At 42.3% G+C, this 26,629-nt stretch carries 25 protein-coding genes; 7 read left to right on the forward strand and 18 right to left on the reverse strand.

Annotated elements, in window-relative coordinates; genetic code table 11:
* Positions 1 to 41: 41 nt before the first annotated feature.
* The 4 genes from Q8P28_02770 to lpxK are packed head-to-tail and all read right to left on the reverse strand — an operon-like array spanning position 42 to position 4,389.
* Positions 42 to 1,748, reverse strand: a complete 1,707-nt coding sequence (locus Q8P28_02770; protein ID MDP2681717.1) for a peptide-binding protein — start codon at positions 1,746 to 1,748, stop codon at positions 42 to 44.
* 43 nt (positions 1,749 to 1,791) lie between these two features.
* Positions 1,792 to 2,388: a MarC family protein gene (locus tag Q8P28_02775; protein ID MDP2681718.1), complete on the reverse strand. Its 597-nt coding sequence runs from the start codon at positions 2,386 to 2,388 to the stop codon at positions 1,792 to 1,794.
* Positions 2,385 to 3,323, reverse strand: coding sequence for a lysophospholipid acyltransferase family protein (locus Q8P28_02780; GenBank protein ID MDP2681719.1), 939 nt, complete (start codon positions 3,321 to 3,323; stop codon positions 2,385 to 2,387). Before Q8P28_02780 ends, Q8P28_02775 begins: the two co-directional genes overlap by 4 nt.
* Positions 3,316 to 4,389 carry a tetraacyldisaccharide 4'-kinase gene (lpxK, locus tag Q8P28_02785; GenBank protein MDP2681720.1) on the reverse strand — a complete coding sequence of 358 codons (1,074 nt, stop codon included), beginning with the start codon at positions 4,387 to 4,389 and terminating at the stop codon, positions 3,316 to 3,318. Before lpxK ends, Q8P28_02780 begins: the two co-directional genes overlap by 8 nt.
* 121 nt (positions 4,390 to 4,510) lie before the next feature.
* On the opposite strand from lpxK, the gene Q8P28_02790 reads away from it, so the two are divergent.
* Both Q8P28_02790 and Q8P28_02795 read left to right on the forward strand, forming a co-directional pair.
* Positions 4,511 to 4,789: a type II toxin-antitoxin system RelE/ParE family toxin gene (locus tag Q8P28_02790; protein ID MDP2681721.1), complete on the forward strand. Its 279-nt coding sequence runs from the start codon at positions 4,511 to 4,513 to the stop codon at positions 4,787 to 4,789.
* A 6-nt stretch (positions 4,790 to 4,795) separates the two neighbouring features.
* Positions 4,796 to 5,101, forward strand: coding sequence for a helix-turn-helix domain-containing protein (locus Q8P28_02795; GenBank protein MDP2681722.1), 306 nt, complete (start codon positions 4,796 to 4,798; stop codon positions 5,099 to 5,101).
* Positions 5,102 to 5,175: 74 nt separating this feature from the next.
* On the opposite strand, the gene recG is transcribed toward Q8P28_02795, so the two are convergent.
* The 13 genes from recG to Q8P28_02860 form a co-directional block, all read right to left on the reverse strand.
* Positions 5,176 to 7,653: an ATP-dependent DNA helicase RecG gene (recG, locus tag Q8P28_02800; GenBank protein ID MDP2681723.1), complete on the reverse strand. Its 2,478-nt coding sequence runs from the start codon at positions 7,651 to 7,653 to the stop codon at positions 5,176 to 5,178.
* A gap of 35 nt (positions 7,654 to 7,688) precedes the next feature.
* The gene (locus tag Q8P28_02805) at positions 7,689 to 8,048 is read right to left on the reverse strand and encodes a DUF5615 family PIN-like protein (protein MDP2681724.1); all 360 of its coding nucleotides are present in this window, start codon (positions 8,046 to 8,048) and stop codon (positions 7,689 to 7,691) included.
* Positions 8,045 to 8,281, reverse strand: a complete 237-nt coding sequence (locus Q8P28_02810) for a DUF433 domain-containing protein (protein ID MDP2681725.1) — start codon at positions 8,279 to 8,281, stop codon at positions 8,045 to 8,047. Before Q8P28_02810 ends, Q8P28_02805 begins: the two co-directional genes overlap by 4 nt.
* A 160-nt stretch (positions 8,282 to 8,441) precedes the next feature.
* Positions 8,442 to 9,971, reverse strand: coding sequence for an adenylate/guanylate cyclase domain-containing protein (locus Q8P28_02815; GenBank protein MDP2681726.1), 1,530 nt, complete (start codon positions 9,969 to 9,971; stop codon positions 8,442 to 8,444).
* 152 nt (positions 9,972 to 10,123) lie between these two features.
* A complete protein-coding gene (carB, locus tag Q8P28_02820) occupies positions 10,124 to 13,462 on the reverse strand; it encodes a carbamoyl-phosphate synthase large subunit (protein MDP2681727.1) in 3,339 nt (1,112 codons plus the stop codon).
* A 64-nt stretch (positions 13,463 to 13,526) separates the two neighbouring features.
* Complete coding sequence (locus Q8P28_02825; protein ID MDP2681728.1) at positions 13,527 to 13,844, reverse strand: hypothetical protein; 318 nt, start codon at positions 13,842 to 13,844, stop codon at positions 13,527 to 13,529.
* Between the two features lie 146 nt (positions 13,845 to 13,990).
* Complete coding sequence (locus Q8P28_02830) at positions 13,991 to 14,356, reverse strand: DUF6516 family protein (protein ID MDP2681729.1); 366 nt, start codon at positions 14,354 to 14,356, stop codon at positions 13,991 to 13,993.
* A complete protein-coding gene (locus tag Q8P28_02835) occupies positions 14,346 to 14,651 on the reverse strand; it encodes a hypothetical protein (GenBank protein MDP2681730.1) in 306 nt (101 codons plus the stop codon). Before Q8P28_02835 ends, Q8P28_02830 begins: the two co-directional genes overlap by 11 nt.
* A gap of 89 nt (positions 14,652 to 14,740) precedes the next feature.
* Entirely contained in the window at positions 14,741 to 15,616 is an 876-nt protein-coding gene (locus Q8P28_02840) for a Fic family protein (protein ID MDP2681731.1), read from the reverse strand.
* A 215-nt stretch (positions 15,617 to 15,831) separates the two neighbouring features.
* A complete protein-coding gene (gene glgP, locus Q8P28_02845; protein MDP2681732.1) occupies positions 15,832 to 17,493 on the reverse strand; it encodes an alpha-glucan family phosphorylase in 1,662 nt (553 codons plus the stop codon).
* 88 nt (positions 17,494 to 17,581) lie between these two features.
* Positions 17,582 to 18,718 carry a glutamine-hydrolyzing carbamoyl-phosphate synthase small subunit gene (gene carA, locus Q8P28_02850; protein MDP2681733.1) on the reverse strand — a complete coding sequence of 379 codons (1,137 nt, stop codon included), beginning with the start codon at positions 18,716 to 18,718 and terminating at the stop codon, positions 17,582 to 17,584.
* A 7-nt stretch (positions 18,719 to 18,725) separates the two neighbouring features.
* Positions 18,726 to 19,430, reverse strand: a complete 705-nt coding sequence (locus Q8P28_02855; GenBank protein MDP2681734.1) for a phosphoribosylaminoimidazolesuccinocarboxamide synthase — start codon at positions 19,428 to 19,430, stop codon at positions 18,726 to 18,728.
* Positions 19,431 to 19,454: 24 nt separating this feature from the next.
* Positions 19,455 to 20,513 (reverse strand): mechanosensitive ion channel, encoded by a 1,059-nt coding sequence (locus tag Q8P28_02860; protein MDP2681735.1) that lies wholly within the window; start codon positions 20,511 to 20,513, stop codon positions 19,455 to 19,457.
* A gap of 175 nt (positions 20,514 to 20,688) precedes the next feature.
* Between Q8P28_02860 and Q8P28_02865 the strand changes: the two genes are divergently transcribed.
* Positions 20,689 to 20,814: a hypothetical protein gene (locus tag Q8P28_02865; GenBank protein ID MDP2681736.1), complete on the forward strand. Its 126-nt coding sequence runs from the start codon at positions 20,689 to 20,691 to the stop codon at positions 20,812 to 20,814.
* Positions 20,815 to 21,021: 207 nt separating this feature from the next.
* On the opposite strand, the gene Q8P28_02870 is transcribed toward Q8P28_02865, so the two are convergent.
* Entirely contained in the window at positions 21,022 to 22,512 is a 1,491-nt protein-coding gene (locus tag Q8P28_02870) for a DnaJ domain-containing protein (protein ID MDP2681737.1), read from the reverse strand.
* Between the two features lie 189 nt (positions 22,513 to 22,701).
* Here Q8P28_02870 and ald point away from each other — a divergent pair, with 189 nt between their 5' ends.
* From ald to Q8P28_02890, 4 genes are all read left to right on the forward strand, one after another.
* Complete coding sequence (gene ald / locus Q8P28_02875) at positions 22,702 to 23,811, forward strand: alanine dehydrogenase (protein MDP2681738.1); 1,110 nt, start codon at positions 22,702 to 22,704, stop codon at positions 23,809 to 23,811.
* A 68-nt stretch (positions 23,812 to 23,879) separates the two neighbouring features.
* Positions 23,880 to 24,299: an SRPBCC family protein gene (locus Q8P28_02880; GenBank protein MDP2681739.1), complete on the forward strand. Its 420-nt coding sequence runs from the start codon at positions 23,880 to 23,882 to the stop codon at positions 24,297 to 24,299.
* 71 nt (positions 24,300 to 24,370) lie between these two features.
* Positions 24,371 to 25,435: a threonine synthase gene (gene thrC / locus Q8P28_02885; GenBank protein ID MDP2681740.1), complete on the forward strand. Its 1,065-nt coding sequence runs from the start codon at positions 24,371 to 24,373 to the stop codon at positions 25,433 to 25,435.
* A 2-nt stretch (positions 25,436 to 25,437) separates the two neighbouring features.
* Complete coding sequence (locus Q8P28_02890; protein ID MDP2681741.1) at positions 25,438 to 26,628, forward strand: cofactor-independent phosphoglycerate mutase; 1,191 nt, start codon at positions 25,438 to 25,440, stop codon at positions 26,626 to 26,628.
* The last annotated feature ends 1 nt before the right edge of the window (position 26,629 follow it).

Genomic DNA, 26,629 nt, shown 5'->3' on the forward strand with positions numbered 1-26,629 from the left:
TATTTGGGTTCAAGTTGCAAACTTGAACCCGCTCGGGATTTTTACTGTATCACCTTATGTTTTTGCTGCCCTGCCGGCACATACCATTTATCTATATTGTAGCCCATGCCTATAAGGGGCGCCGGGTCTATTCCCTTAAAGCGCGCATGGACAATGGGTGTTGCGTCAGGGACATAAAGAAATATATATGGAAGTTCGTCTGCAAGTATCTCATGTATCCTGAAATATGCCTTTTTTCTTTCTTCTGTATCAAATGTCCTTCTACCCTTTTCCAGAAGCGCATCAACCTCTGGATTGTTGTAGCTTACAAAATTAAATTCCTTTTCTTTTGTCTTGCCCGAATGCCAGATATCGTACTGGTCAGGGTCAAGGCCAATACTCCATCCAAGTATCACCGCCTCAAATCTCCTTTTGTCTATAAATTCATTTATGAATGTCGACCATTCCAGTGTCCTCACTTTTACCATTATGCCAATCTTGGCCAGTCTCCACTGGATAATGGTTGCAGTATTTATCCTTACTGTATTTCCTTGATTCGTCAGTATGGTAAATTCAAACGGCCTGCCGTCTTTGTCAAGAATACCGTCTCCGTCAGTATCCCTCCACCCTGCCTCAGCAAGGAGTTCTTTCGCCTTTTCCGGATTGTATTCATATTTTTTTACATTGGGATTGTAAGGCCATGTATTCGGCACATATGGCCCAGTGGCTGGACTTCCAAGGCCAAAGAGAATGCCGTCCACTATCTCCTGTTTGTCTATGGCGTAGGCTATTGCCTGGCGCACCCTCTTGTCGCCGAACCAGGGATGTTTTTCCATGCACTTTCCTGTGTCAGGCTCGCGCCTTAAGCACATGTTCAAACCCATGTATGTATATGCAGGCACAGGGTATCTGTATTTCTTAAAGTTTTTTTCTAAATACGCAGTGTTTGTCTGTCTTGTATACTGAATCGGCGTAAGCCCCATCCAGTCAATGCCGCCTGCCTTGAGCTCAAGGAACATGGTCGCAGGGTCAGGTATGACACGATATATATACCTGTCTATATACGGTCTTCCCTCAAAATAGCCCTGATTTGCCTCTAAGACAACCTCCTGCCCTGGCGTCCATTTAAGAAATTTAAAACGGCCCATGCCGATGGGATGTCTTCCAAGTTCGCTTTTTGTTATATCCTTGCCCTCTAAAAGATGTTTGGGAAGGACAACTATATAAGACCAACTCCCCAATGCAGGGGCAAAGGGCTTTTCATAGATAATCCTGAAGGTATATTTATCAATAACCTCAGCCTTTTTTACCTGCTTAAAATCCTCTGAATATGCGGTAGGTGTTTTTTCATCTATTATGGTTTTATAGCCGAACATCACATCATCGGCAGTAAACTCAACACCGTCTGTCCATTTAACACCTTTTTTTAAATAGAATGTAATAACAAGGCCGTCTTTTGATATGTCCCATGACTCTGCCAAATCACCTATGAGCGTTAAGTCCTTATCATATTTTACTAACCCGTTGATAATAAGGCTTGCCACATTATGGGATGCCGAATCGCCTGCAAGCATGGGGATTAGGACGCTTGGCTCGCCGATTGTGCCTTCCACAATGGTATCGCCGTAGGCAGGGGCAGTATCGCTATTTGCAAGCTGCACTGCATTAGCTTCTTTGTCTATCTTGGTACAGTTAGCAATAAGAGATAAGGTAATAAATGGCAGAAGGATGTGTAATATGCGATATGTAATATGCGATGTGCGATACATGGCAATTTAAAATAACCCAATCAGGATATTTTTGCAAGGATTCCTACCATCCCATATTAATCAGTTCAAATATACCCCTTCTTATCATCATTACTGCAATGGCGGCAAGGAATATGCTCATGACTTTGGAAAATCCCTTTGCGCCGTTTTCGCCCAATATCTTCATTATTGCATCCGACTTGTTAAACGCAAGCCAGACTATGAAAAGATTTACGAGTATGGAAAAAAGCGCGGGCAGATAGCCGTATGTATCCACCAGAATTATTATAGTTGTCAATACGCCTGGACCCACAATCAGAGGCATCCCGAGCGGCACCACCCCTATGGATGAACCTTGAAATCTCCTTGTCTTTTCCGGAAACAAGAGATCATTGATTGCCAAAACAAGAAGGACTATCCCGCCTGCTATCTTAAAATCTGCGACAGTTATGCCAAGGGCCGAGAATATGAATTTTCCTACAGCAAGGAAACATACGCTTATCAGAAAGGCTGTAACTACTGACTGCTTTATAATAATCTTTTTATCGTCAGGCGGCATACCCTCTATCATGGATAAAAAGATGGGAAGCACAGCTATTGCGTCCATAGCCACAAATACGGGGATTAGCGCCAAAAGGAAATTTGTAATATCGTAATTCATATCTCCTCCAATCTGTTTTCTATCAGCGATGCCCTTTCAGTTCCTCTATTCGGGTCGTTTTCAGGCCTGCTTTTCCATCTCTGATGAAGCCAGAACCATTGTTCAGGATATTTTCTTACAAAATCCTCTATAACCCTTGTAAATGCGGCTGTATTCTCCATCTGGTCTTTTGCCCTGTCGCCTGTATCAATAACTTCAATCTCCTTGCCTATTATAACCCTGTGCCTCTTCCCATCCCTTACTATAAATGTGGGGACAACAGGCGCGCCGCTCGATATGGCCATAAGCGCTACCCCCTTATTTGTGCACGCAAGCCTGTTAAAAAAATAGACAAACACGCCTTCGGCCCAGGCTACATTCTGGTCAAGCAGAATCCCCGCAACCCCGCCTTTTGAGAGTATTCTGAGAAGCTCCCGCATAGAACGTCCTTTAGAAATTATCCTATTACCGGCCTTCGTTCTTACCCATCTTACAAATTCATCTATGAGAGGATTATCCATGTCCCTTACTACTATATCCACCGGATACCCCTTCAGGGCATAGAAGATGGCCATAAGTTCCCAGTTGCCGAAATGGCCGGTAAGAAATATCACTCCCCTCCCCTTGTCATACGCCATTTTAAAATTCTCAAACCCTTCGCACTCAATATATTTGTCCAGACTTTCCTTTTTAAGCCAGGGGAGTCTGCAAAACTCCATTAGATTCATTCCAAGATTTTCAAAAACCTTCTTTGCTATGATATCTATTTCATCAGATGTTTTTTCATCTCCAAAGGACGTCTTGAGATTATTTAGCGCAATCTCTCTGTGCTTTTTATCCAGATAAAAACCAATTCTGCCCAGACCCCTTCCAATCCAGAGACTTATAGATAGAGGTATATGCCCTATAAACCAGGATAAAATCTTAAGCGCAATGATTACAAATCTATTAAACATTCACCAATATCTCATTGAAATCTTTAGTGTTTTTAATATTAACATCTACTGCAATAGTATAAAGAGGCAGGTCTTTTATTGAAAGCCTCTTTAATTTTACGCCATCCTTCTCAGTTGTAACTATAATCTCAGCCTCAGCCGCTGCATCCTTAATCTTTTTCAAATCATCTAATGTATAAAAATGATGGTCGGGGTAGATAATCTCTTTGATTATAATTGCCCCTAATTCTTTTAGTGTCTCGCTAAATGATCTTGGCTCTGCTATGCCTGAAAGGGCGACAACCTTCTTCCCTTTTAAAGTATCCACATTATGCCTGCTGTTATCAAGAAGATTTATAACGGCCTGCGGTTTATAATTAAATGAAATAATAGGCTTGTTTTGTTTTTTTAAATTTGCAATTTGCAATTTGCAATTTGCAATTTGCAATTCATTGCCCTTAACCATAAAAAATGACGCCCGGTTAAGACCGCTCAAAGGCTCTCTCAGAATACCCATTGGAAAAAGCCTATGGTTTCCAAACCCTCTACGTGAGTCTATAAGCGCAATATCCATATCCCTTGCAAGCCTTATATGCTGAAAGCCGTCATCAAGTATGATAATATCCGGCTTGAATCTTTCAACGGCATACATACCTGCCCTGTAGCGGTCTCTGCCGACTATCACAGGAACGGTTTTTAATTTTACAGCCATTAGATACGGTTCGTCCCCCGCATCTTCAGGGCCTAATAATATATTTTCTCCGTCAGAAACAACGCCGACATCCTTTATCTTCCCCTTATATCCCCTGCTGAGTATAATTACTTTTTTGCCTCTTTCCAGTAATCGCTCCGCAAGATATATGGCCATCGGCGTCTTGCCACTTCCGCCTGTAGTGATATTGCCAATGGAAATGACCTTGCAATCGAGCCTGTGTGTCTTAAATACGCCAATACAATATAACAAAAATCTAAGCCGCAGCCCAATGCCATATAGAAGAGAAGGAAGGTATAAAAACCACCTCCCCTCTCCTTCCATCCAGTCGTTAAAAATGCGGGTTATCTGCTCAGAAATCTTTAAGTGGCTCATGTGATTTTCAGACTGCTAATTTTCATAGATATATAACCCATTCAGTATTCTTTGGCAAGAAAGAAAGGCATAGCTAAATCTCTTGACATACATGATTAAATAACTTATCATCTTCTTAATCATGGATGTTTTTTACAAGCCTGCATTCAGAAATTTTGTCAAAAAACAGACAAGGCCTTTTCAACTTGTTATTGAAGATGAAATTGACAGAATTAAAAACAATCCATCTACTGGAGAAATTAAAAAGGGAGACCTTGCAGGATTTAGAGTTCATAAGTTTAAATTCCACCATCAACAATATCTTCTTGCATACGAAATACAGGGTAATGACATAGTGGTCTATGCGATAGGGACTCATGAAAACTTTTACAGAGACTTCAAACACTATATAAGGGGGTAAATAATTATGATAACAACAATAACAGCGGAAAAGGTTTATAAGGAAATATTAGAAATGCCGGTAAAGGAAAGAGAGAAACTTTTCACCGTTATAGGAAGGCGGGGTTTTGAAAAAGAGGTTTATACGCATGATGAGGTGTTTGACGATATAAGGCGGTACCCCTTTACTATAAAAGAGGCAGCGGAATATCTTGAGGTAGCAGAAATAACTGTCAGGAGATGGGTAAAGCAAGGGATTTTAAAATTTAAAAGAATCGGCAAAAATATAGTGTTTGAAACAGATGAACTTAAATCTTTTAAAAAGAAAGTCTGAACATCTTAATTTTTTCATCAGGCTTACCTCTTTAATCAACTTGATAAAACTTCCTAAACTCTTCTTTGGTTAAATTAACCAACCTGTGCCAGTTCCATCCTTCCCTTCCATCTGGCATTGATTATCTCCTTTAACACCCTATGCCCTTCCTGTTCAAACTCAGGGTCGGTTTTTATCAGATTAAACGCCTCATCCCTTGCCTTCTGAAGCAGAGAGGCATCAGTCAAAAGGTTGGCAACCCTGAAATCAGGCAGACCTGACTGTCGCGTGCCGAGAAAATCTCCGGGGCCTCTAATCTTCAAGTCCTCCTCTGCTATCTTGAAACCATCGTTTGTCTCTTCCATTACTTTAAGCCTTTTGTATGTATCCACTGAGCCAATTTTACCGGCAAGAAGTATGCAGTATGAATCATGTTCTCCCCTTCCCACACGGCCCCTCAACTGATGAAGCTGGGAAAGGCCGAAGCGCTCTGCATGTTCCACCACCATACATGTTGCATTAGACACATCTATACCTACCTCTATTACAGTGGTTGAAACAAGGATATCCATCTCCCTTGCCTTAAATGCCTTCATAACAGCCTCTTTTTCATCAGACTTCATCTTTCCGTGGAGAAGGCCTATCTTATATTCCGTAAATATATCTTTTCTAAGATGCTCTGACATCCTCGTAGCATCCTTTAAATCAAGTTCCTCTGACTCCTCTATTAAAGGATAGACAATATAAACCTGTCTTCCCTTCTCCAGCTCACCCCTGATAATCTTATAAACTCCTTCTCTCTCCCTTTCTCTGAAGACCTTTGTTTTAACCGGCCTTCTTCCCGGAGGCAGCTCATCTATAACCGAAACATCAAGGTCTCCGAAAACTGTCATGGATAATGTCCTCGGTATCGGTGTTGCTGTCATAACGAGTATATCAGGATTTGCCCCTTTTTTCTTAAGCATCGCCCTCTGGATAACGCCGAACCTGTGCTGTTCATCCACAATCACAAGTCCGAGCCTTGTAAATTCCACATCCTCCTGAATAAGGGCATGGGTGCCAATGGCAAGGTTTATATTACCAGTTTTTATATCATCCAGAATTGCCTTCCTTTCAGATTTCGTGAGGCTGCTTGTGAGGAGCGCAGTCTTAATGCTAAGACCTTCAGCATATTTATGGATATTAAGATAATGCTGTTCTGCAAGTATCTCCGTGGGCGCCATAATTGCGGCTTGATAGCCGTTATCAATTGCAATAATACTTGCCATAAACGCAACAACAGTCTTGCCGCAGCCGACATCGCCTTGAATAAGACGGTTCGCAGGGTGCGGCTCTGACATATCTTTTTTTATTTCCGAGACAACCCTCTCTTGCGCCGCGGTTAATTTAAATGGCAACATGTTTATAAAATTTTCAACCAGCGCGGAATCAGTATTGAATGAAATGCCTTCTTCTTTGGCAAGCTTCTTCTGTTTGAGTGCAAGCCCCATTTCAAGGGAGAAGAGCTCATCAAACACAATGCCTTTTCTTGGCAACCAGTTTGATAAGTTTGAGGTAGGGGCGTAAGGCATTACGCCCTTACTGATTTCGGAGTTTGGAGTTTCCGTAGGTTTATGAAGTTCAGCCACAGCATTTGGCAATTCCATAAGCCCGTATCTCTTCAGAACATCCGGTGGAACCGAGCCGATTACCATGGGTGAAAACTCATCAACTATGCCTCGTATGATCTTTCTTATTGTCTTTTGATGCATATTCCCTACCTGCGAATAGACAGGCGCTATCGCATTAAAGTTAATGGAATCCAGTGTGTCATCATTTTCAAATATTTCTATATCAGGGTGTATTATCTCCTTTTGGCCGCTGAAAATACCCACATCACCGTAAACGACAAGCCTCTGCCCGATTTTATATCTCTTTTTCATAAGCGGAAGCCTGTAATGGAACCATTTCAATTTAAGAAACCCGCTCCCATCGCTTATGGCAATCTCAAAGACCCTTCGCCTGCCGTAAAATACCTCGCCCATGGCCGCTATCTCACCTGATACAACCTCTTTAGCTTTTAATATAAGTTGAGATATCTTTTTCATCTTGCGTCTGTCCTCATACCTGATTGGTAGCCAATATAAAACATCCTCAACCGTATTCAACCCTTTATTTGCGAATACCTGGGCCAATTTCGGGCCTATGCCTTTAATGTTTTTCAAAGGGGTGGAGAGCTTAGATAATCTCGTTTTTATATCATCTAAAGAGTAGTGTTCAGCATTCAGCTTTAGGTTTTCAGCAAATACATCTACATCCGGCCGCTGATTGCTGATTACTTTGATAATCTCCAATCCCATCCGGATTTTCTCCTTCTTTTCACCCACAGCCATTCTATCAAAGCCCTTGAATGCAGCCTCAAGTTCGCTCATTTTTTTAATGTCGTCATCTGAAATTGGAAGGGATAAGGCTTGTTTGCAGAGCTTTCCCACAAGACCTTCAACATCTTTTACTGCTGAGATATGCGTAAAATTGTCTTTGGATGCAAATGTGAAGGGTTTAAGGAGGGTTGAGATTATTTGAGAAAGCTCCATGTCCTAATTCCTGAGAATCAGAAATAAGTAGATGTTCATTCAATTTTTTGATGCCGAATACGAATACCCATAGGGGTAATGACTGAAAAGGACTCCATCAACTCACTGAAGTGTTTTATGATTAAGGGAACAACAATTTGAGCCTTCCTAATTGGGGATAAACCAGCCAATCTGACCAGCACAACTCCGGAAGAAAGACGACGAAGACGAAATACCAATTCACCGAAGTCTTTATCTGCTGTTAATAAAAGAGCTCCTTCACTGTTTGCAAGTTCAAGCACAACATCATCGGAAATTCCAGGGGCCATTTCAGCTACATAACCAACGATATATCCTTTCTCACGAAGCGCATCAACAATTTGCTTGTCGATGCTTTCATCTGCAAGTAAGTTCACGCCGCCGCCCCGGCAACCGGATAAACAACATCCCCTTTTAAGACCTCGGCAGCAAAAGCAAGCGCAGCCTGAACACCTTCATGAGTCAACCTTGTATGAGCTTCAAGAATATCTTCCACTGTTTCGCCAGCAGCCAGTTTTTCTAAAATAAGTTCAACAGTTATTCTTGTTCCGGCTACAACAGGTTTCCCCATCATCACAGCCGGATCTGATACAATTAAATTCCTCACCATATATACCTCCCTTGCAATTGCTTAATATTACCATACCCGCAAATTATATAGCAAAAATATTGAGAAGGGCAAAATTCTTGAACCTTACCCTTAAGCGCTCTCTGTTACTGCCGCTGCTGTAAATTACTTTTAAACGGCGCTACCCATATTAGTTTCTAAATTATTTATTGCCGTTACTATAATAAAGACCCTTTTTATTATCGTATAATAGTTCACCTTTTTTCTGCCTTTCTGTTAACTCCGTTAATACAGTCTCAAAAAGCTTTTGCGCTGTATAGCGGCCAAATCGCGTCTCAGGTTCGCAACCTGGGGCACCAAGCGCAAGCCAACTAAGCAGTATCACCATACCAGTTGAACACCATCTGTTCTTTTTACTCAAAAGGTAACCATGTAATTCGTTAAAACTTATTGACTTCACAACGCCTTCCCAAGTTTCCCTGTGTGTTTCTTTAGCATGTGCAACATTATCTGGGGTTACATTTACGCCAAACAAGACAAACTCATCACTACTATCTTCATTATCTTCTATTAGCTTGACATGTCCCATCTTCACCTTTTTATTCCATTGTATAGAGAGACCGGTTTCTTCCAGAATCTCGCGCATAGCTGTTTTTATTAGACTATAATTGTCAAAAAGCTTATTCGGCGAGGACGCAGGCATATACCCGCCACCAAACACATGATAGCAACCAGCATATCGAGTGCCTTTTTTTCTTTTATGTAAATATATTTCCTTGTTTTCAACACAGAAAACAATAACGGTAGAGTAAATAACATTAGGCTTTTCCCCCCCTTCTTCTCTTAAGGCTGCAATTGTAGCATAATCGGTAGTGTAGTAATGCCACTTAGAATCTTCAATCTTTTTTGCAGAAATTGCATGAGGATCGTTTGGCCTTTTCTCATCTTCAAACTTTTTTTTCAGTTTGCCTATTTTTTGTTGATAATCATCTCCAAGCCATTCTTTTAACTTATCATCAAAATTAGGCACTTCATCAGACGCAGGAAGTAACGAAGGAATATCATCCAACTCTTTTATAAATTTTGCGGCCTTTAATTCATTACAAAAGAGTTTATTTAACTTTTTTATATAGTTCATTGCAACCTTAGGCGGTTCAAACCGATATATGGGAATTTGTTTGCCATGTTTAACTAATACGCTATCTTCAACGATGCCAATATTAGGCCTAGTTTCGCTATCAAAACTTTTGATATTATTATAAGTTTCTTTAGATATAGCTAATTTATTTCTGTAACTTAGCCCCATTATCCGGAAAGCATTGTTAAGTGGTTTGCCAGCGAAATTCTCTCTATCATTTATATCTTTATAAATTATGACATCGCCGCTATTAATACCAATCCTAATATTATATTTATTACATCTACAATATCCTTTGACTTCAAAATCGCATCGTTTGTGTTTACATTCTGGTTTTGTGTTGTTAGCGTCTATCTCCTTTAAAAGGTCAAATGCAAACCTTAATGGCAACTTATTACTCGGAGTTAAATCTTGAAAAATAACAGCCACGCCGTCTCCTGTTGGTAAAAGAGTCATTGTGTAAAGTTTCTTCATTTTTTCGAGATGTTCTGTGAATAGGTTGATTATTTTGAGTTGTGATACAGTATCTCTCAAAGAATACTTTTCAATATCAACGGCAACGACATGAACATGTTTTATGTTTTGTTTCATCATAGAGATATTCCCCTTAAAACACAGAGTGAATGGTGGTCACAGTCCATACTACGGGCTACAAGCCTTAAAGACAGACGGCAAGGCAAGGGAGTGTCAAGCCGTTATTTTTTGATATTTCCCCTTTTTTACATTGGCTAACACAGGTCAATGGGTTAACCCCTTGTCCCTGCTTCATGATATTCCTGTATCGACGTTACACCAAGCCCTTCTGTTATCAACGCGCCTATTCCGTGAGCTGCTGCCTTTGCTCCTGATACGGTGGTAAAATACGGAACGCTGTATACGAGCGCAGACCTTCTTATGGAATACGAATCCTTAACCGCCTTTATCCCGAATGATGTGTTGATGACCATAGCAATCTCTCCGCTTTTTATCTTATCAACTATATGAGGCCTGCCCTCTACGACCTTATACACAAATTCTGCATTAACCCCTTTTGCTTTCAGATGCTGGGCAGTCCCGCTTGTCGCTATGATTTTAAAACCCATAGACTCTAATTTCCTTGCAGCAGGTATAATCGCGTCTTTGTCATCGTCTTTAACACTGATAAATACTGTGCCTTTTAAAGGGAGTTTTGCCCCTGCCGCAATCTGGGCCTTTGCAAATGCTCTCCCAAAATCTCTGTCTATCCCCATGACCTCGCCTGTTGATTTCATCTCAGGGCCAAGTATGGTATCAACTCCTGGAAATTTTATAAACGGGAATACCGATTCTTTTACCGATATATGTTCTGGCGCAGCCTCTTCTGTAAAACCCAGTTCTTTAAGCGTCTTGCCAAGCATAACCTTTGCAGCTATCTTTGCGAGCGGCCTTCCTATTGCCTTACTTACAAACGGAACAGTCCTGGATGCCCTTGGATTCACCTCAAGTATATAAACCGCATTATCCTTTACTGCGAACTGGACATTCATAAGCCCTATTACCTTTAGCTCCTTTGCAAGCGCATGTGCCTGCCTTCTAATATCTTCCATTACATCCAGGCTTAAGGAATACGGGGGAAGCGAACATGCCGAGTCGCCGGAATGGATGCCTGCCTCTTCAATATGCTCCATGATGCCGCCGATAACAACATCAGCGCCGTCGCTTACACAGTCAACATCAACCTCAATAGCATCGTTCAAAAAACGATCTGCATATATATCCAAGTCTTTGTCTGAAGAAATAATCAATTTCTTCAGATATTCATGTAATTCAGCTTGATTATAAACAATTGCCATAGCCCTACCACCTAACACATAAGATGGTCTAACAATAATTGGATAGTGAGTTTGTTCGGCGAGTCCATCAATTCCAGCATATATACCAATCTCAAATGCTTTTTTATTTGGTCTGATGTCAAAACCTTCAGGATAACGAAGCTCCAACTTATTCAATAGCTCACGAAATCTAAATCTATCTTCTGCAACATCAATGCTGTCAGAAGATGTTCCAAGAATGTTTACTCCAGCTTCTTTCAATGCTTTTGCCAATTTCAGCGGCGTCTGGCCGCCAAACTGCACAATAACGCCAAAAGGCTTTTCCTTATCAATTATGGCCATGACATCCTCAAAGGTGAGAGGCTCAAAATACAGTCTGTCAGATGTATCGTAATCAGTTGAAACCGTCTCAGGATTGCAGTTCACCATTATGCTCTCAATCCCCTCTTCCTTGAGCGCAAATGACGCATGGACACAGCAATAATCAAATTCAATCCCCTGCCCGATTCGGTTCGGGCCGCTGCCGAGGATAACGACCTTTTTGCGGTTGGTGGGATTGGATTCGCAGTCTGACACAGGGATCGGGGAAAACTGACCCCTGACCCCCGACCCCTGACCCCTGGAATATGGTCTTTCATATGTTGAATACAGATACGGCGTGTGCGCCTCAAATTCTGCGCCGCATGTATCAACTGTCTTGTAAACAGGTCCAATGCCATATCCTTTTCTTATCTTCCTTACTTCGGTCTCGCTGGTATTTAAAAGTTGAGCGAGCCGTTTATCGGAAAACCCAAGTTCCTTTGCCTGCCATAAAAGTTCGGAGTTTTTCAATTCCGCAATCCGCAATCCGCAATCCACAATCTCTTTTTCAAATTCCACAATATCCCTTATATTATTCAAAAACCATCTGTCAATCTTTGACAGGGCATATATCTCATCAACGGACATACCGCATCTTAAGGCGTCCCCTATATACCAGAGCCTCTCCCAGTTTGGTATCCTCAGTTTCTCCTTAATTATTTCTATGTTTTCTTCTATCTTCTGGCTTCTGTCCTCTGTCTTCTTGGATTCAAACCCATAACTCCCTATCTCAAGCGACCTCATGGCCTTTTGCAGGGATTCTTTAAATGTCCTCCCTATGGCCATAGCCTCGCCAACTGACTTCATCTGCGTTGTAAGAGTTGCGTCTGCCTGCGGGAATTTTTCAAATGTAAATCTTGGAATCTTTGTAACCACATAATCTATGGTGGGCTCAAAACATGCAGGTGTCATCTTGGTTATGTCATTTGGAATTTCATCAAGTGTGTAGCCGACTGCCAATTTTGCCGCAATCTTTGCGATGGGAAAACCTGTTGCCTTGCTCGCAAGCGCGGATGAGCGGGAGACCCTGGGGTTCATCTCTATCACATACATCTTGCCGTCAACAGGGTTCACTGAAAACTGTATATTGGAGCCGCCTGTATCAACACCTATCTCCCTTATAATCTTTAAAGCAGCATCCCTCATTATCTGATATTCTTTGTCCGTCAGTGTTTGGGCAGGCGCAACTGTGATGGAATCCCCTGTGTGCACGCCCATAGGATCAAAATTTTCAATGGAGCAAATAATCACCACATTGTCTTTCGTATCCCTCATTACCTCAAGCTCATATTCCTTCCAGCCGATCACCGATTCTTCAATCAGAAGTTCACGGTAAGGGCTTGCATCAAGACCAAACTGAACCATTTCCTTAAACTCCTCAGCATTATATGCAATGCCGCCGCCAGTGCCGCCGAGGGTAAACGATGGTCTTATGATGACAGGACAAGTCATCGTCTCTACTATGCTCAATGCATCCTGTAATGTCTTTGCATAACCGCTCCTCGGCACATTAAGGCCAATCATCTTCATTGCCTCCTTAAATAGTTCCCTGTCCTCCGCCTTTTTAATTGCATGGAGCTTTGCGCCTATGAGTTCAACACCATATTTTTCAAGGATACCGGACTCTGCAAGAATAACGGCAGTATTAAGCGCTGTCTGGCCGCCCATAGTTGGCAGCAACGCATCCGGTCTTTCCTTTTCAATTATCTTCTCAACTATCTCAGGCGTAATCGGTTCAATGTAGGTTCTGTCTGCCAGCCCCGGATCTGTCATTATTGTTGCCGGGTTTGAGTTTATAAGTATTACCTTATACCCTTCTTCCTTCAGCGCCTTGCACGCCTGTGTGCCTGAATAATCAAACTCGCAAGCCTGTCCTATGACAATAGGCCCGGCGCCAATGATTAAGATGCTTTTTATGTCAGTTCGTTTAGGCAAAATGAACTCCTTGTGCTTTTTGTATCAGTCTTACAAAATACCGTTGGGTTGATGAAACCACTCGCTAAATGTCTACCTGGTCTATTTTGCGCCGTTCTTCTGCCAACTCTTTAAACTTTTTTTCGTCTAGTTTACCTGCTTCAGCGGCAGAGAGTAGATTAAGGTAATAGCTGGCCAAAGCTGGCAGTGAAGTAATAAAATTGGGGCGGTCTTTAAAAACTGTGGTTTGTCCTTGATAGTCAGCGGTTGCCATTTCAAATGCTAATTTTCGCATATCACGTTTGTAGCTCCACTTCTCCTTCAACCAAAGAGTCACGATAGTTGTTCCAGAACCAATCAATGCTCCTACGAGACCAATGATGAGCGGTATCCATTCTTGCATTTTTCCTCCTGTTGTTGCTTGGCGGACATTATCTTCTCTTTTATACCTATAGGCACCTTTTAACCACGTAGATTTGGTTGAGCAACGCGAAACCCAACCCGCTCCCAAATATTCCAGCGGGACAAAACCCCTACATCCTACATTAGTTACGAGTCATTTTTCTTTTTGCCCGCCGAAATCCTATCGCTTACCACCTTTAATATCTCCCTGATGTTCCATTCATGCGATTCCGTTATTTCGCCGGAAATATGCCTGTGGTGCGGATAAGTCGGGACTTCCTTGTGGTGATGAGAATTATCCCATCTTGATATCAGATTGCCTTCAACATCCTGCCAGTGATAAGAATATTTTCTTCTGCCGTCCAAAAAGAGATAGTCTCTGATATGCAGAACAGATTCGTTTACAAACCGAATCTTCGCCGCAAATGACATGCCGGAACCGTATCTCTTGTGTTCCAAGACAGAGAAACTGGCGACGATATCTGAAAACTCCTCTATTGTCTTATAAAACATTCTTCAACTCTTTCAGTTTCCCTTCCCAGTAGTCCTTTCCCTCTTGTGCAAATTTCCACGCCATCAAGTCGTCATATTGCGCGAAATCCTCTTCCCCTGCCTCATATTCTCTATTAAAGTTATCGAATCCTTTGCCATACTTTTTCTCAAAATGCTCCACCTCTTCGGAAAAATTAGAGACCTTGCAAACAATCTCTGTCATAACCGTGTCTTTTATCAAATCTTCAACCCCTTTAAATTCAAGCTCCCGAATAATGTTTTTAATCTTTTCATTAATCACAATTTCTGTTTTCATTAGTCAACCTCCCGAATATTTTTTACGCGAGCCGTCCTTCCGCTCTTGTTTCTGATTCGTTTATAAAATATTAAATATTATTCTTTATCCTACTCAACACCGATTTTCCAAACACCCTTTTCTAAAAAAGCCTCAATGGTTTGTCTATTGGCTTTATTTATAAGATTCGAATGTGAAAGTTTATTGTTCTTTGCATAGCCGGCAAGGGTAATGATTTTTTTACCTTCCAAATACGTCAATCGTTTATGATAACTATTCGTAAGCGCTTTTCCCACTATTTCTTCCATGATGGCGGTCTTGCCTTTTTCATCAAATTCTTTAAATTCTTCGTAATATTTTTTCCTATCAATAAATTTTATATTTATCGGAACAAATCCTTCCCGTATCAACAAATAATTATTAATGACACGTCCAATACGACCGTTACCGTCAACAAAAGGATGAACATACTCAAAAGTAAGGTGTAATTTTGCTATACGCTTGATGATATTTTTATGACTTGTGGCATTATACTCTGCCAGCATTTTTTCAAGACGATCCGTTATCTCTTTCGGATTGGGCGCAATATGATTCCCGACACGAACATATTCATTATTATTTCTGAACCTTCCGGCAATATCGTCACGGATATTTGAAATCAACATCTTGTGAAGTAATAAAATTACCTCAAGAATAAGTTCTCGTTCATTAGCCCTTTTATCTATGTATGATACAACTTGCGCAAGGTTCTTTGCTTCAAAGATTTCTCGTTCGGTGATAAATCTATCCAAATCAATTTGAAGAAGTATCTTTTCAGTTTCTTCAAGGGTAAGCGTGCTGTTCTCTATAGCATTTGAGTTATATACCTGTTCAGCAACTTCAGTTTCGGCAATGAGTTTAATAAGAGCATCTTTGCCTATGGACGCTTTATAGTATCTCTCGCGAAGAGAATTTACCTTATTAAAAACATTAAGTGTTTTTGCCATACACTCATATTACAGTTATTTTCACTGTTTTGTCAATATAACCGTGAAAATTTGCCTTAAAACACATATTTTCACGGTTTTGGCGTACAAGCCTGACTACTTAGGCAATCCATCCTTCCTCCATGAGCGCATAAATCTTTTTCACATCCATTCTTGAACATCTGCTCCACACTGTTTTAATCTTTCTGAACTTTCTGATTAAAGGAAGAAAATTTTCAAAAATATGCCTTCAACACATACTCCTGCATCATACGATGAGTATTGAAAAAGGAGCCGTTAAGGGCAATAGAGTAACGCATAATTTCAATAAAATAATTACGATTATGATAGAAAGTGGGGATAACAATGTTTTCCAGTTTTTCGTACAGGGATGCGGCATCCTTAGCATGGTCCGATTCTCCCATTGCCCAGCCTGTTATTCCCTCTATATGCCCTTCAACCCACCATCCATCAAGCACGCTCAGACTTGGTACGCCGTTCATTGCCGCCTTCATACCGCTCGTGCCCGATGCTTCCATTGGAGGCTGAGGCGTATTAAGCCACACATCAACTCCGGCAACAACCTTCTTTGCAAGGTCCATATTGTAATCCTGAAGATAAACTATCTTTATCTTATCTTGCAAAGACTTTGCGGCATCAAATATTCGCTTGATAATCTCCTTGCCGCCTTGATCTCGCGGGTGGGCTTTACCAGAATAAATGAACTGAAGCGGCCCCGCATTCAGAGCGATTTTTTCCAATCTCCCCATGTCTTCAAAAAGGATTGCTCCTCTCTTATAGCTCGCGGAACGGCGGGCAAAACCTATAGTAAGAATATTTTCGTCCATATCTACACCTGTTTCATTCTTCACATAATCAAAGAGGTTTCTTTTAGATTCTGTATGTGCCTTCATGATATCCTCTACTGGAATGCCAAGGGCTGCACGAAGACTAAAATTATCTTCTTTCCATTCAGGTATAAAGAGGTTAAATAGTTCCTGGAATGGCTCTGAAACCCATGTGGCTGCGTGAACGCCATTAGTGATGGCATCAATCTCATATCCGGCAAACATAAGCCTTGAAACTTCACCATGTTTTTTAGCAACACCATTTACATAACTGCTCATGTTGAGAGCAAGATAGGTCATATTGAAAAGCCCTTCATAAACGGCAAGAGATTCAATGGAAGAAAGTATTTCAGGAATTCCTAAAACACGTCGTAAGATGTCCAGAGGAAACTTGTCATGTCCTGCAAGTACCGGTGTATGGGTGGTAAATATGCATTTCCCCCGCACCGCCTCAACCTGTGATTCAGAAACTCCTTTCCTCTCCCTTTCTTCCCTAAGGAGCTCAAGGGTGAGAAACGCTGCATGCCCTTCATTCATGTGAAACCGCGATATATTGTCATAACCAAGGGCACGAAGCATCTTGACACCGCCTATGCCAAGAATAACCTCCTGGCACAGACGATAATACTCATCGCCGCCGTAAAGATGGTCAGTAAGCCTTCTATCCCATTCAGTGTTTTCAGGCAGGTTGGCATCAAGAAAATATACCGGCGCAGTGAAACCGGATATACCCTGCACAGTATACCTCCATGCCCGAAGTTTTACCTTTCTCCCTTCAAGAAAAATACTCACCCTTTGCGGTATCTCTTCAAGAAATTCCTCAACAAACCTGCCAACAGGCTCTTCATGCTGCCACCCGTTTTCATCAATCCTCTGCCTGAAATAACCCTTCCTGTATATTAGTGTAATTGCCACCATAGGCACTTTCAGATCAGCCCCTGACCTTATAGTGTCTCCTGCAAGAATGCCAAGCCCGCCGCTGTAAGTGGGCATACTGTTATCAATCCCAATTTCCATGGAAAAGTAGGCAATACTTCTCTGCTGGTTCATTTCTAATCTCCTTCCGGCCTTTTATGCGAAATCATATCAAAGAAAACAACCCTGCCTGAGGAGAATTTCATATATATGCTTTTGAAACTCACTTTCCATCCATCATGTCTGTAAAACGTTTAAAGAGATACGAAGAATCATGCGGCCCCGGCGATGCCTCAGGATGATACTGCACGGAAAAAATCGGCAGCTTTGTGTGAGCAAATCCCTCAACAGTTTTATCATTCAGATTTATGTGCGTCAACTCTGCTATGCCTTTTAGTGAATCCACATCAACTGCAAAGCCGTGGTTCTGCGCAGTAATCTCTACCTTTTTGGTAGTCAAATCCATGACAGGCTGGTTTCCGCCGTGATGTCCGAATTTGAGTTTATAAGTCTTTCCACCTAAAGCCAACCCAAGTATCTGATGACCGAGGCAGATGCCGAATATTGGCTTTTTGCCGATAAGCTTCCTTGTGCTCTCAATGACGTATGAGACAGCATCAGGGTCGCCAGGGCCGTTTGAGAGGAGTATGCCGTCGGGATTCATCTTCAAAACCTCTTCTGCAGGCGTAAACGCAGGCACAATAGTTACTTCATAACCAACATTAATAAGATTTCGCAATATATTGAATTTAATGCCAAAATCATAGACAACTACTTTATGCCGTGATGCGTGATGTGTGGTGCGTGATGCGTAACCTCCTTCTAAGTCCCAGAGACCCTGCTCCCATTTATACGGCTCTTTGCATGTTACTTCCTTTACAAGGTCAAGGCCTGTCATTTGAGGAAACGTCTTTGCCTTTTTAACAAGGCTTGCAGCGTCTAAATCCAGAGTTGATATAACGCCGTTCATTGCGCCGTTATCCCGCAGATGTTTTGTAAGCGCCCTTGTATCTATGCCCTGTATGCCAACCACATTATTTTTTTTGAGGTAACTGTCTATTGTTTCTTTTGCGCGCCAGTTGCTCGGATAATTACAAGATTCCCTTACAATAAAACCCTCAAGCCAGAGTCTGTTTGACTCTATATCCTCTTCATCCACCCCGTAATTCCCTATCTGCGTATAGGTCATGGCAACCATCTGCCCTTTGTAAGACGGATCAGTAAGAACCTCCTGATACCCGTACATGGAGGTGTTGAAAACCACCTCGCCTATCGCCTCCCCTTCTGCGCCAAAGGAATAGCCCTCAAATATAGTGCCATCCGCAAGTGCAAGGATTGCTTTTTTCTTAGATAATGTCATAAATTCCTTACCCCAGCACCTTTCTGCAAACCTCCTGATATGCCTCTTCTGTCTTTCCGAGGTCGCGCCTGAATCTGTCCTTGTCCATCTTCTCTTTCGTCTCTTTATCCCACAGCCTGCAGCCGTCAGGGGTTATCTCGTCGCCCAATAATATCTGTCCCTTGTGCCTGCCAAACTCCAGCTTAAAATCCACAAGGATTATTCCCCTCTCGTCAAAAAAATTTGAGAGATACCCGTTTATCTCAATGGCCATCTCTTTTAAAATATCCACCTCAAATTTCCGGGCAAGACCAAATGCCTCTATATGATAATCGTTTATCATGGGGTCGCCGAGCGGGTCGCTCTTGTAATAAAATTCCAGGATGGTTTTTTTAAGAAACATACCCTCTTCAACGCCCATGCGCTTTGCAAGGCTTCCTGCAACTATATTCCTCACAACAACCTCTATCGGGATTATCTCCAGTTTTTTTACCACCATCTCCCTGTCAGACGGCCTTTCTACAAAATGGGTAGGTATGCCTTTATCCTCAAGATATTGAAAGAGCCTTGAAGAAATTTTGTTATTCAATATCCCCTTTTCCTGAATAATCCCTTTCTTTTTTCCGTCAAAGGCCGTTGCCTCGTCCTTAAAATATTGTATCAGCAAATCAGGACTGTCCGTAGCATAAAGGATCTTGGCCTTGCCCTCGTAGAGTTTTTCAAGCTGTTTCATCTAAACCTCCTCTTTCGCGCACGATCATCTCTCATTTTTCAAATATACCGTCCTCACCGGATACGGTATCTCAATATCCTCTTTTTCAAACCTCTTTTTTATCTCTGTATTTATCTGGTCAAGGGCTATGCCTATCTGAAAACAGTCCGGAGTCCAGAAGAACATCTGTAGGTTTAAAGAAGAATCGCCGAATTCCAGAAAGAGCGCCAGCGGGGCCGGTTCCCTGACAACAAGGGGGTTTTCCCTTGCCGCATCTAACATTATATTCTTTGCCTTTTCCACATCGCTTCCATACGCAATCCCAACCTTTATCAGGCCGCGCATTAACTTATCCGGATAACACTGATTTATGACCTTTGTATTCACAAGCTCTGTGTTAGGGACTATCAGCATGTTGCTGTCCATGGTCTTTATCTTTGTGCTCCTCAAACCTATCTCCGCCACGTCTCCGATATCGCCTGTTGATAGCTTTACCCTGTCCCCCACCCTGAACGGCCTGTCTATCATGAGGGTAAATCCTGATATCATATTTGCAAGCGTATCCTTTGCCGCAAGACCAATGGCAAAGGATGTAACACCCAGCGCTGTAATAAGGGACAGGACATCGTAATTGAAATGCTTGAGGACAATTATCAAACCTGTGATAAATATGAAAATGAATACAATCTTCTCTATTAACGGCAGGAATTCTTTTTCAAGCTGGCTTTCAGTCTTTTTTTGGGCATTGTGGGTATACCATTCAAGGATGACATTAACTACCTTGTATGCCATAAACAAAGCAATTGCCACGCCCAGCACAAAAACTATGCCGTCGCCTATTGATTTTAATTTTGCATGGAGCGGCAGATTGTCTAAAGCAAGGGAGAAACCAAATAATAGGATAATGTAAAGTATAGGCCCCTTTACAGCCTCAACTATCTTATCATCCAACTCAGTCTCAGTATGCTTTGTAAATACCGAAACCCACCTGGCAAAGAAATATCTCGCAAACTTTGCAAACACCCAGAAGCCCAAAAGTATGGCAAGGGATATCAGCCCTTCCTTGAGCCATAGTTCAGTATTCTTATTTATATTGATTCCCATAGAACCCGAAAGAGTTCTCCTTACAAAATAAATCTAAGTATAAAAATTAGATACCAAATTGATTAAAAAATCAAGGCTGAATAAAGCGCTATTTATATAGACATACTTTTAGAAAAGTTGCAAGATGTTCGTGTAGTAATGTTAGCGGCAAGTAAACTGTCCTCCTTTGCAGCACATGAAGTGTCCTATTTATGGTTTCCTGAATTTCAAGGAGGAGACCATGAAACGGACAGAGATGTTACAGGAGGTCAGGAAGATGGGCATAGAAAACTTGCTGAATATGACTCGGAAGGTCAATTGAAGAGAAAGGAGACGGAAAAAACGGCTGTACAGAGTCAGAGCCGTCATATCTCATCCAAAACAGGAAAGGCGCTTCGGGCTACGCCCCCGTGCCTTTCCTGTTGAATCAAAAAGCGGACAATTCATTTGCTCTAAAAGCGGACATTTCTATTTGTTGACAACAAAACAATAAATAGGTTGCACTAATTTAACCGCGTAGAACACCGTATTATTCAAATATCTTTTTAAAAAATCCCTTGCCTTCCTTTTGTTTCCTCGTCTGGATGAGCCTAAGTTCACTTTGCGCCTCGGACAGGTTCGGGTTTTTCTGCACAGCCTTATTAAAGGCAGCCTCTGCCTCTTCCAACTTGCCGTTCACTCTATGAATGACGCCTAGGAAATAATATGCCCTGTCCTGCTTCGGATTTGCCGCTATGCCATCCTGTATGAGTTCTTTTGCCTTTTTTACCTCTGCCGCATCCTTTGGTGAGAGATTAAAGATTGTCCAGCCCAGATATGTCTTGTATTCTCCCTCATCAGGGTTCAGTTTGACAGTCCATTCAAAGGCCTCTCTGGCGCTCTTGTAATCCTTTCTTGACAGGGCGATTTTTCCTTTTTGAAACTGAAGTTCTGCATTCATAATATTCGCCGCATCCTGATGGATATCCTGCTTTCCGCCGCTCTTTAAGGATTCTTCATAGGTTCTGCGGGCATTTTCATCCGAAAGTGTGGTGTATGCCGTATTGATAAGGGTAAATATATCCGAGGCAGCCGCCAGTACATCCTGTATATTGTTGTGATATTTATCCGGATGATACTGCTTTGCCATCTTAAAATACGCCTTTTTTATACTGCCGTTATCTGCATCCTGAGCAATGCCGAGGATCTCAAATGAGTTGAGGGATTTCATCTGAAGGTATTTGCCGGTAAGCTCCTCTATTAAGGCGCTGTCTTCTGAAGAAGGCCCCTCCGGTTTTTTTTCTTTTTCCACCTGTTTTAAGATAAGGATATCTGTTGTAAGCAGGGTATAAATAAACGGATAGATTTCTTCTTTTGAGATTGAGAGCCTCGTTTCTACTTCAACTAATATTTCACCTAATTTTTTCTTTCCGTCTATCAGCGTAAGAACCCTTCTTTCTGCTGGAGTGGGCTGAAAATCTTCCAATGCGTATACGGTTTTATTTGAAAATAGAACAAGTTGTTCCTTATTTTCATCTATCGCTGCCTTCATTCTGTCAGCGGGATAATATCCGCCCTTTAAGGCATGGAGGATGGCATAGGCAGGATGGACAGGATAAAAAAACAGGTCTTTTGGCAATTTTTCTATTGTATAGTAATGGTATGTCCCGTTTATCCAGTTGAATGCGCTGAATAGTCTTTCCTTTGCCTGTATGTTTAATGCGTCATTCAATTGATGCGGGGTTATATGCCCGTTGGATAACAACACCTCTCCCTGCCTCTTTTTTCCATTTAGCATTATCTCCAGGGATTTTTCATAAATCCCCTGTGTAATTATCTCTTTTCGCACCATCAATCTGCCAAGTACCTCGTTAAGGGTATTGGAAATGCCGTAAACAGGGACGCCTGTTTTAAAGAAAAACCTCTTCTTGATATTTCTGTCTTCCATATCAAGAGCGCTGGCTGTGTCCCTGGCTGCGAATATATTATGCAAAAGCCTTGGGAATCCAATATCGCTTAATTTTCCCCATTTTTCCTGCATCTAAAATTCCTCTTTTATGCCTATAATTCTCTCGTACAGATTTCTTACCTTATTTGACATTATACCTGCCAAGGCCTTCTTTGGCAATCTCTATTTGTTGACAACATATCCCATCATAGATTGTTGCTATATTAGGCGCGTTATTGTATTATCAGCTCTAAAGACCTGTCTCTACAATATAACAATATTATGATAGTTGGCATTCCAAAAGAGATTAAAGACAAAGAATATCGTGTTGCCATAACGCCGGCGGGCGTTGATGTCATTATAAAGGCAGGCCATAAGGTAATTATTGAGAAGGCCGCCGGCGCAGGCAGCGGGATAACGGATGAGGAATATGCAAAGGCAGGGGCAGAGATAGCCGGCAAGGCCCATGAGGTATTTGAGCGGGCTGATATGATTGTAAAAGTCAAAGAGCCTCTTTCCCAGGAATATCCATTATTAAGAAAAGGACAAATACTCTTTACCTATCTTCACCTTGCCCCTGTGCCTGAATTGACCGTTGCCCTGATAAAGAGCGGGGTAATTGCCATTGCGTATGAAACAGTTGAACTTCAGGATGGAAGTCTTCCGATACTAACGCCAATGAGCGAGGTTGCAGGAAAGATAGCTGTTCAGGTGGGCGCATATTATCTTATGAAGGCTCATGGCGGAAAGGGGATACTCCTTGCCGGCGTGCCGGGCGTGGAAAAAGGAAAGGTGGCTATCATTGGCGGCGGGGTAGTGGGGACAAATTCCGCCAAAATGGCCATTGGTCTTGGCGCAGAGGTGGTCATTATAAATAACAGTCTTGAGAGGCTGCGGTATCTGGATGATATATTTGGCGGCAAAGTAAAAACCCTTGCATCCAATTCCTATAATATTGAAAAGGCTGTAACAGAGGCTGACCTTGTTATAGGCGCTGTCCTGATTACGGGCGCAAAGGCGCCGCATCTTGTTACAAGAGATATGATAAGAAGGATGAAAAAAGGTTCTGTTATTGTGGATGTGTCTGTTGATCAGGGGGGCTGCGTTGAAACCATAAAACCCACAAGTCATTCAGACCCTGTTTATGAGGTTGACGGTATTATCCATTACGGTGTTACGAATATGCCCGGCGCTGTGCCGAGGACATCCACATTTGCCCTCACAAACGCAACACTCCCTTATGTTGTAAAACTGGCAAATCTTGGAATAGAGGCATTGAAACAAGACCCTGCGCTGGCAAAGGGAGTGAATCTATTTAAAGGCAGGATAACATACAAGGCTGTTGCAGATATTATGGGAGAGAAATTTACGCCTCTTGAAGAACTCTTATAACAGGGCGACCCGCCAACTGTAGTTATATCTTTAACCCGTTAGATCAATCTCACTGTTGATATAAATCTATGCCGGTTATAAAAAAGACGGTTGACATAAAGGCTTCCCCGAAAAAGGTTTTTGACCTTATTGCAAGGCCGGAGGATTTTCCAAGATATTCAAGCCTTGTAAAAAAGGTTACGGCTATCGGGCATTCAGCCTATCACTGGATTGTGGATATACATGGGATTGAATTTGAATGGGATGCGAAGGTTGTTGAATTGAAAAAGCCGGAGAGATTTGCGTGGCAGTCAATAACAGGCATTCAAAATTCCGGTTCGTATACGCTCGAACCAATTAAAAATGGCACAAGGATTAAATTCTATATGGAATATCTCCTTCCAAATATTATACTGGAAGAATTGGCGCAGGTCATTACAGAGGGATATATGGAGAGGATGGCCTCTGAGATACTTGAGAATGTAAAAAAAGAACTGGAAAATTCCTGATGACTTTATCTGCTTCTTTTGATAATCTTTTTTAACAAAAAAAATTATATTGGAGGGTATTTGTGCGGGCAATGAAACCTATCATCTGGAACGGCATAATCCGGGAATTTCAAGAATTTCTTCCAAAGGTAAAAGAAGAGTGTATAGTCCATTTCAGGGAAGGCAATACGCCCCTGATAGAGGCATTGAACATGAGCGAGGTCTTTGGAAAGGAATTAAAGATATTTCTCAAGTATGAAGGCCTGAACCCAACAGGTTCTTTCAAAGACAGAGGTATGACCATGGCTGTGTCAAAGGCGAAGGAAGACGGCTCACACGCCATAATATGCGCCTCAACAGGGAATACCTCGGCTGCGGCAGCCGCTTATGCGGCAAGGGGAGGTCTGCGGGCGTATGTTTTGATACCGGAAGGAAAGATTGCGCTTGGCAAGCTGTCCCAGGCAATGATGCACGGCGCAAAGGTTATACAGATACAGGGCAATTTTGACGAGGCCATGACAATAGTGAAGGAGGTTTCCAAAAATTACCCTGTAACATTGGTCAATTCAATAAATCCTTACAGGCTTGAGGGCCAGAAGACAGCGGCATTTGAGGTGTGCAATCGTCTTGGTTTTGCGCCGACATATCATTTTCTTCCAGTGGGCAATGCCGGAAATATAACAGCATACTGGAGGGGTTATAAGGAATTTAAGGAAAGAGGGATTATAAATACCCTTCCGAAGATGTTCGGTTTTGAGGCAGAGGGCGCTGCGCCTATTGTAAGGGGCTATCCCATAAAAAGTCCAGAGACAGTTGCATCGGCAATAAGGATTGGCAACCCTACAAGCTGGGAAGCCGCATTAAAGGCAAGAGACGAATCCGGCGGCGCGATAGACATGGTGTCAGATGATGAAATCATCTATGCGTATAAACTCCTGTCAACAAAGGAAGGGATATTCTGCGAGCCTGCGTCTGCCGCATCTCTGGCAGGTGTTATCAAGATGCATAAAAAAGGTATTTTCAAAAACGGTGATACGGTTGTCTGCACATTGACAGGGCATGGTCTAAAGGATCCTGATACAGCGATAAAATCGTCAGACAAGCCAATAACAGTGCCTTCTGAACTGGATGAGGTTGTAAAGGCGTTCGGGTTTTGATTATGAAATATATAATCCTCATAGGCGATGGGATGTCTGATGACCCCATCGAAGAATTAGGCGGCAGAACCCCTTTGCAAGCGGCTAAGACTCCCAACATGGACATGCTTGCACAGAAGGGTTCCATCGGCCTTGTGAAGAATGTGCCTGATAAATATCCGCCCGGCAGCGATGTGGCCATCTTGAGCGTATTGGGTTATGACCCTGCAAAATATTATACAGGCAGGTCGCCGTTGGAGGCTGCAAGCATTGGCGTTGAATTGGCTACGGATGACCTTGCTGTGAGGTGTAATCTGGTTACATTGGACCAGAAGGACGGCAAGGTTTATATGGATGATTTCAGCGCAGGCCATATAACCACGGATGAAGCCAAAGAGATTATTCATGATGTGGATAAGGAACTGGGCGGAAACGGATTCAGATTTTATCCGGGCGTGAGCTACCGGCATCTCATGGTATGGAGCGGCGGTCCGGACGGCCTTGAAACAACGCCGCCCCATGATATATCAGGCAAGGAGATAAAAGACTATCTGCCAAAAGGAAAAGGCTCTGATAAATTTATTCAGTTGATGAACGCATCCCAGATGCTTCTCAAAGACCATCCTGCAAATGCCCGAAGGGAGGAAGACGGCCACAAGCCTGCAAACTCAATCTGGCTATGGGGACAGGGGAGGGCGCCTAAGCTGCCTACCCTGAAGCAAAGATTCGGCATTGAAGGCTCTATTATATCAGCAGTTGACTTGCTCAAAGGCCTCGGTATATATGCCGGATTGAAGGTAGTCAATGTGCCTGGCGCAACAGGGTATCTTGATACGAATTACAAGGGCAAGGCGGAATATGCGCTTAGAGAGCTTGAGACAAGGGATTTTGTCTGTGTGCATGTAGAGGCGCCGGACGAGGCAGGCCATAACGGCGATTTGAAAGGCAAAATCAAGGCGATAGAGGATTTTGACAGAGAGGTTGTAGGCAGGGTGATTGATGGAATGGACAGATTTAAGGAATACAGGATACTTGTGCTTCCCGACCATCCCACGCCTTTAATAAAGAAAACCCACACAAGAGACCCTGTGCCGTTTGTGCTTTATCCTTCCAATGATAATCACGGCAAGGCATATACAGAGGCAGAGGCAAAGGGAAGCGGTCTATTTATAGAGCAAGGACATAGGCTGATAGAGGGGCTTTTTAAGAGATGAG

Source organism: Deltaproteobacteria bacterium, assembly GCA_030690165.1.
In the GTDB taxonomy this organism is placed as follows: Bacteria; Desulfobacterota; GWC2-55-46; order UBA9637; family UBA9637; genus JACRNJ01.

Bases quoted from the DNA above. Each gene is read 5' to 3' on its own strand.
- Q8P28_02770 (MDP2681717.1), bottom strand. From the start codon at position 1,748: ATGTATCGCACATCGCATATTACATATCGCATATTACACATCCTTCTG.
- Q8P28_02775 (MDP2681718.1), bottom strand. From the start codon at position 2,388: ATGAATTACGATATTACAAATTTCCTTTTGGCGCTAATCCCCGTATTT.
- Q8P28_02780 (MDP2681719.1), bottom strand. From the start codon at position 3,323: ATGTTTAATAGATTTGTAATCATTGCGCTTAAGATTTTATCCTGGTTT.
- lpxK (MDP2681720.1), bottom strand. From the start codon at position 4,389: ATGAGCCACTTAAAGATTTCTGAGCAGATAACCCGCATTTTTAACGAC.
- Q8P28_02790 (MDP2681721.1), top strand. From the start codon at position 4,511: ATGGATGTTTTTTACAAGCCTGCATTCAGAAATTTTGTCAAAAAACAG.
- Q8P28_02795 (MDP2681722.1), top strand. From the start codon at position 4,796: ATGATAACAACAATAACAGCGGAAAAGGTTTATAAGGAAATATTAGAA.
- recG (MDP2681723.1), bottom strand. From the start codon at position 7,653: ATGGAGCTTTCTCAAATAATCTCAACCCTCCTTAAACCCTTCACATTT.
- Q8P28_02810 (MDP2681725.1), bottom strand. From the start codon at position 8,281: ATGGTGAGGAATTTAATTGTATCAGATCCGGCTGTGATGATGGGGAAA.
- Q8P28_02815 (MDP2681726.1), bottom strand. From the start codon at position 9,971: ATGATGAAACAAAACATAAAACATGTTCATGTCGTTGCCGTTGATATT.
- Q8P28_02825 (MDP2681728.1), bottom strand. From the start codon at position 13,844: ATGCAAGAATGGATACCGCTCATCATTGGTCTCGTAGGAGCATTGATT.
- Q8P28_02830 (MDP2681729.1), bottom strand. From the start codon at position 14,356: ATGTTTTATAAGACAATAGAGGAGTTTTCAGATATCGTCGCCAGTTTC.
- Q8P28_02835 (MDP2681730.1), bottom strand. From the start codon at position 14,651: ATGAAAACAGAAATTGTGATTAATGAAAAGATTAAAAACATTATTCGG.
- Q8P28_02840 (MDP2681731.1), bottom strand. From the start codon at position 15,616: ATGGCAAAAACACTTAATGTTTTTAATAAGGTAAATTCTCTTCGCGAG.
- glgP (MDP2681732.1), bottom strand. From the start codon at position 17,493: ATGAACCAGCAGAGAAGTATTGCCTACTTTTCCATGGAAATTGGGATT.
- carA (MDP2681733.1), bottom strand. From the start codon at position 18,718: ATGACATTATCTAAGAAAAAAGCAATCCTTGCACTTGCGGATGGCACT.
- Q8P28_02855 (MDP2681734.1), bottom strand. From the start codon at position 19,430: ATGAAACAGCTTGAAAAACTCTACGAGGGCAAGGCCAAGATCCTTTAT.
- Q8P28_02860 (MDP2681735.1), bottom strand. From the start codon at position 20,513: ATGGGAATCAATATAAATAAGAATACTGAACTATGGCTCAAGGAAGGG.
- Q8P28_02865 (MDP2681736.1), top strand. From the start codon at position 20,689: ATGAAGTGTCCTATTTATGGTTTCCTGAATTTCAAGGAGGAGACCATG.
- Q8P28_02870 (MDP2681737.1), bottom strand. From the start codon at position 22,512: ATGCAGGAAAAATGGGGAAAATTAAGCGATATTGGATTCCCAAGGCTT.
- ald (MDP2681738.1), top strand. From the start codon at position 22,702: ATGATAGTTGGCATTCCAAAAGAGATTAAAGACAAAGAATATCGTGTT.
- Q8P28_02880 (MDP2681739.1), top strand. From the start codon at position 23,880: ATGCCGGTTATAAAAAAGACGGTTGACATAAAGGCTTCCCCGAAAAAG.
- thrC (MDP2681740.1), top strand. From the start codon at position 24,371: ATGAAACCTATCATCTGGAACGGCATAATCCGGGAATTTCAAGAATTT.
- Q8P28_02890 (MDP2681741.1), top strand. From the start codon at position 25,438: ATGAAATATATAATCCTCATAGGCGATGGGATGTCTGATGACCCCATC.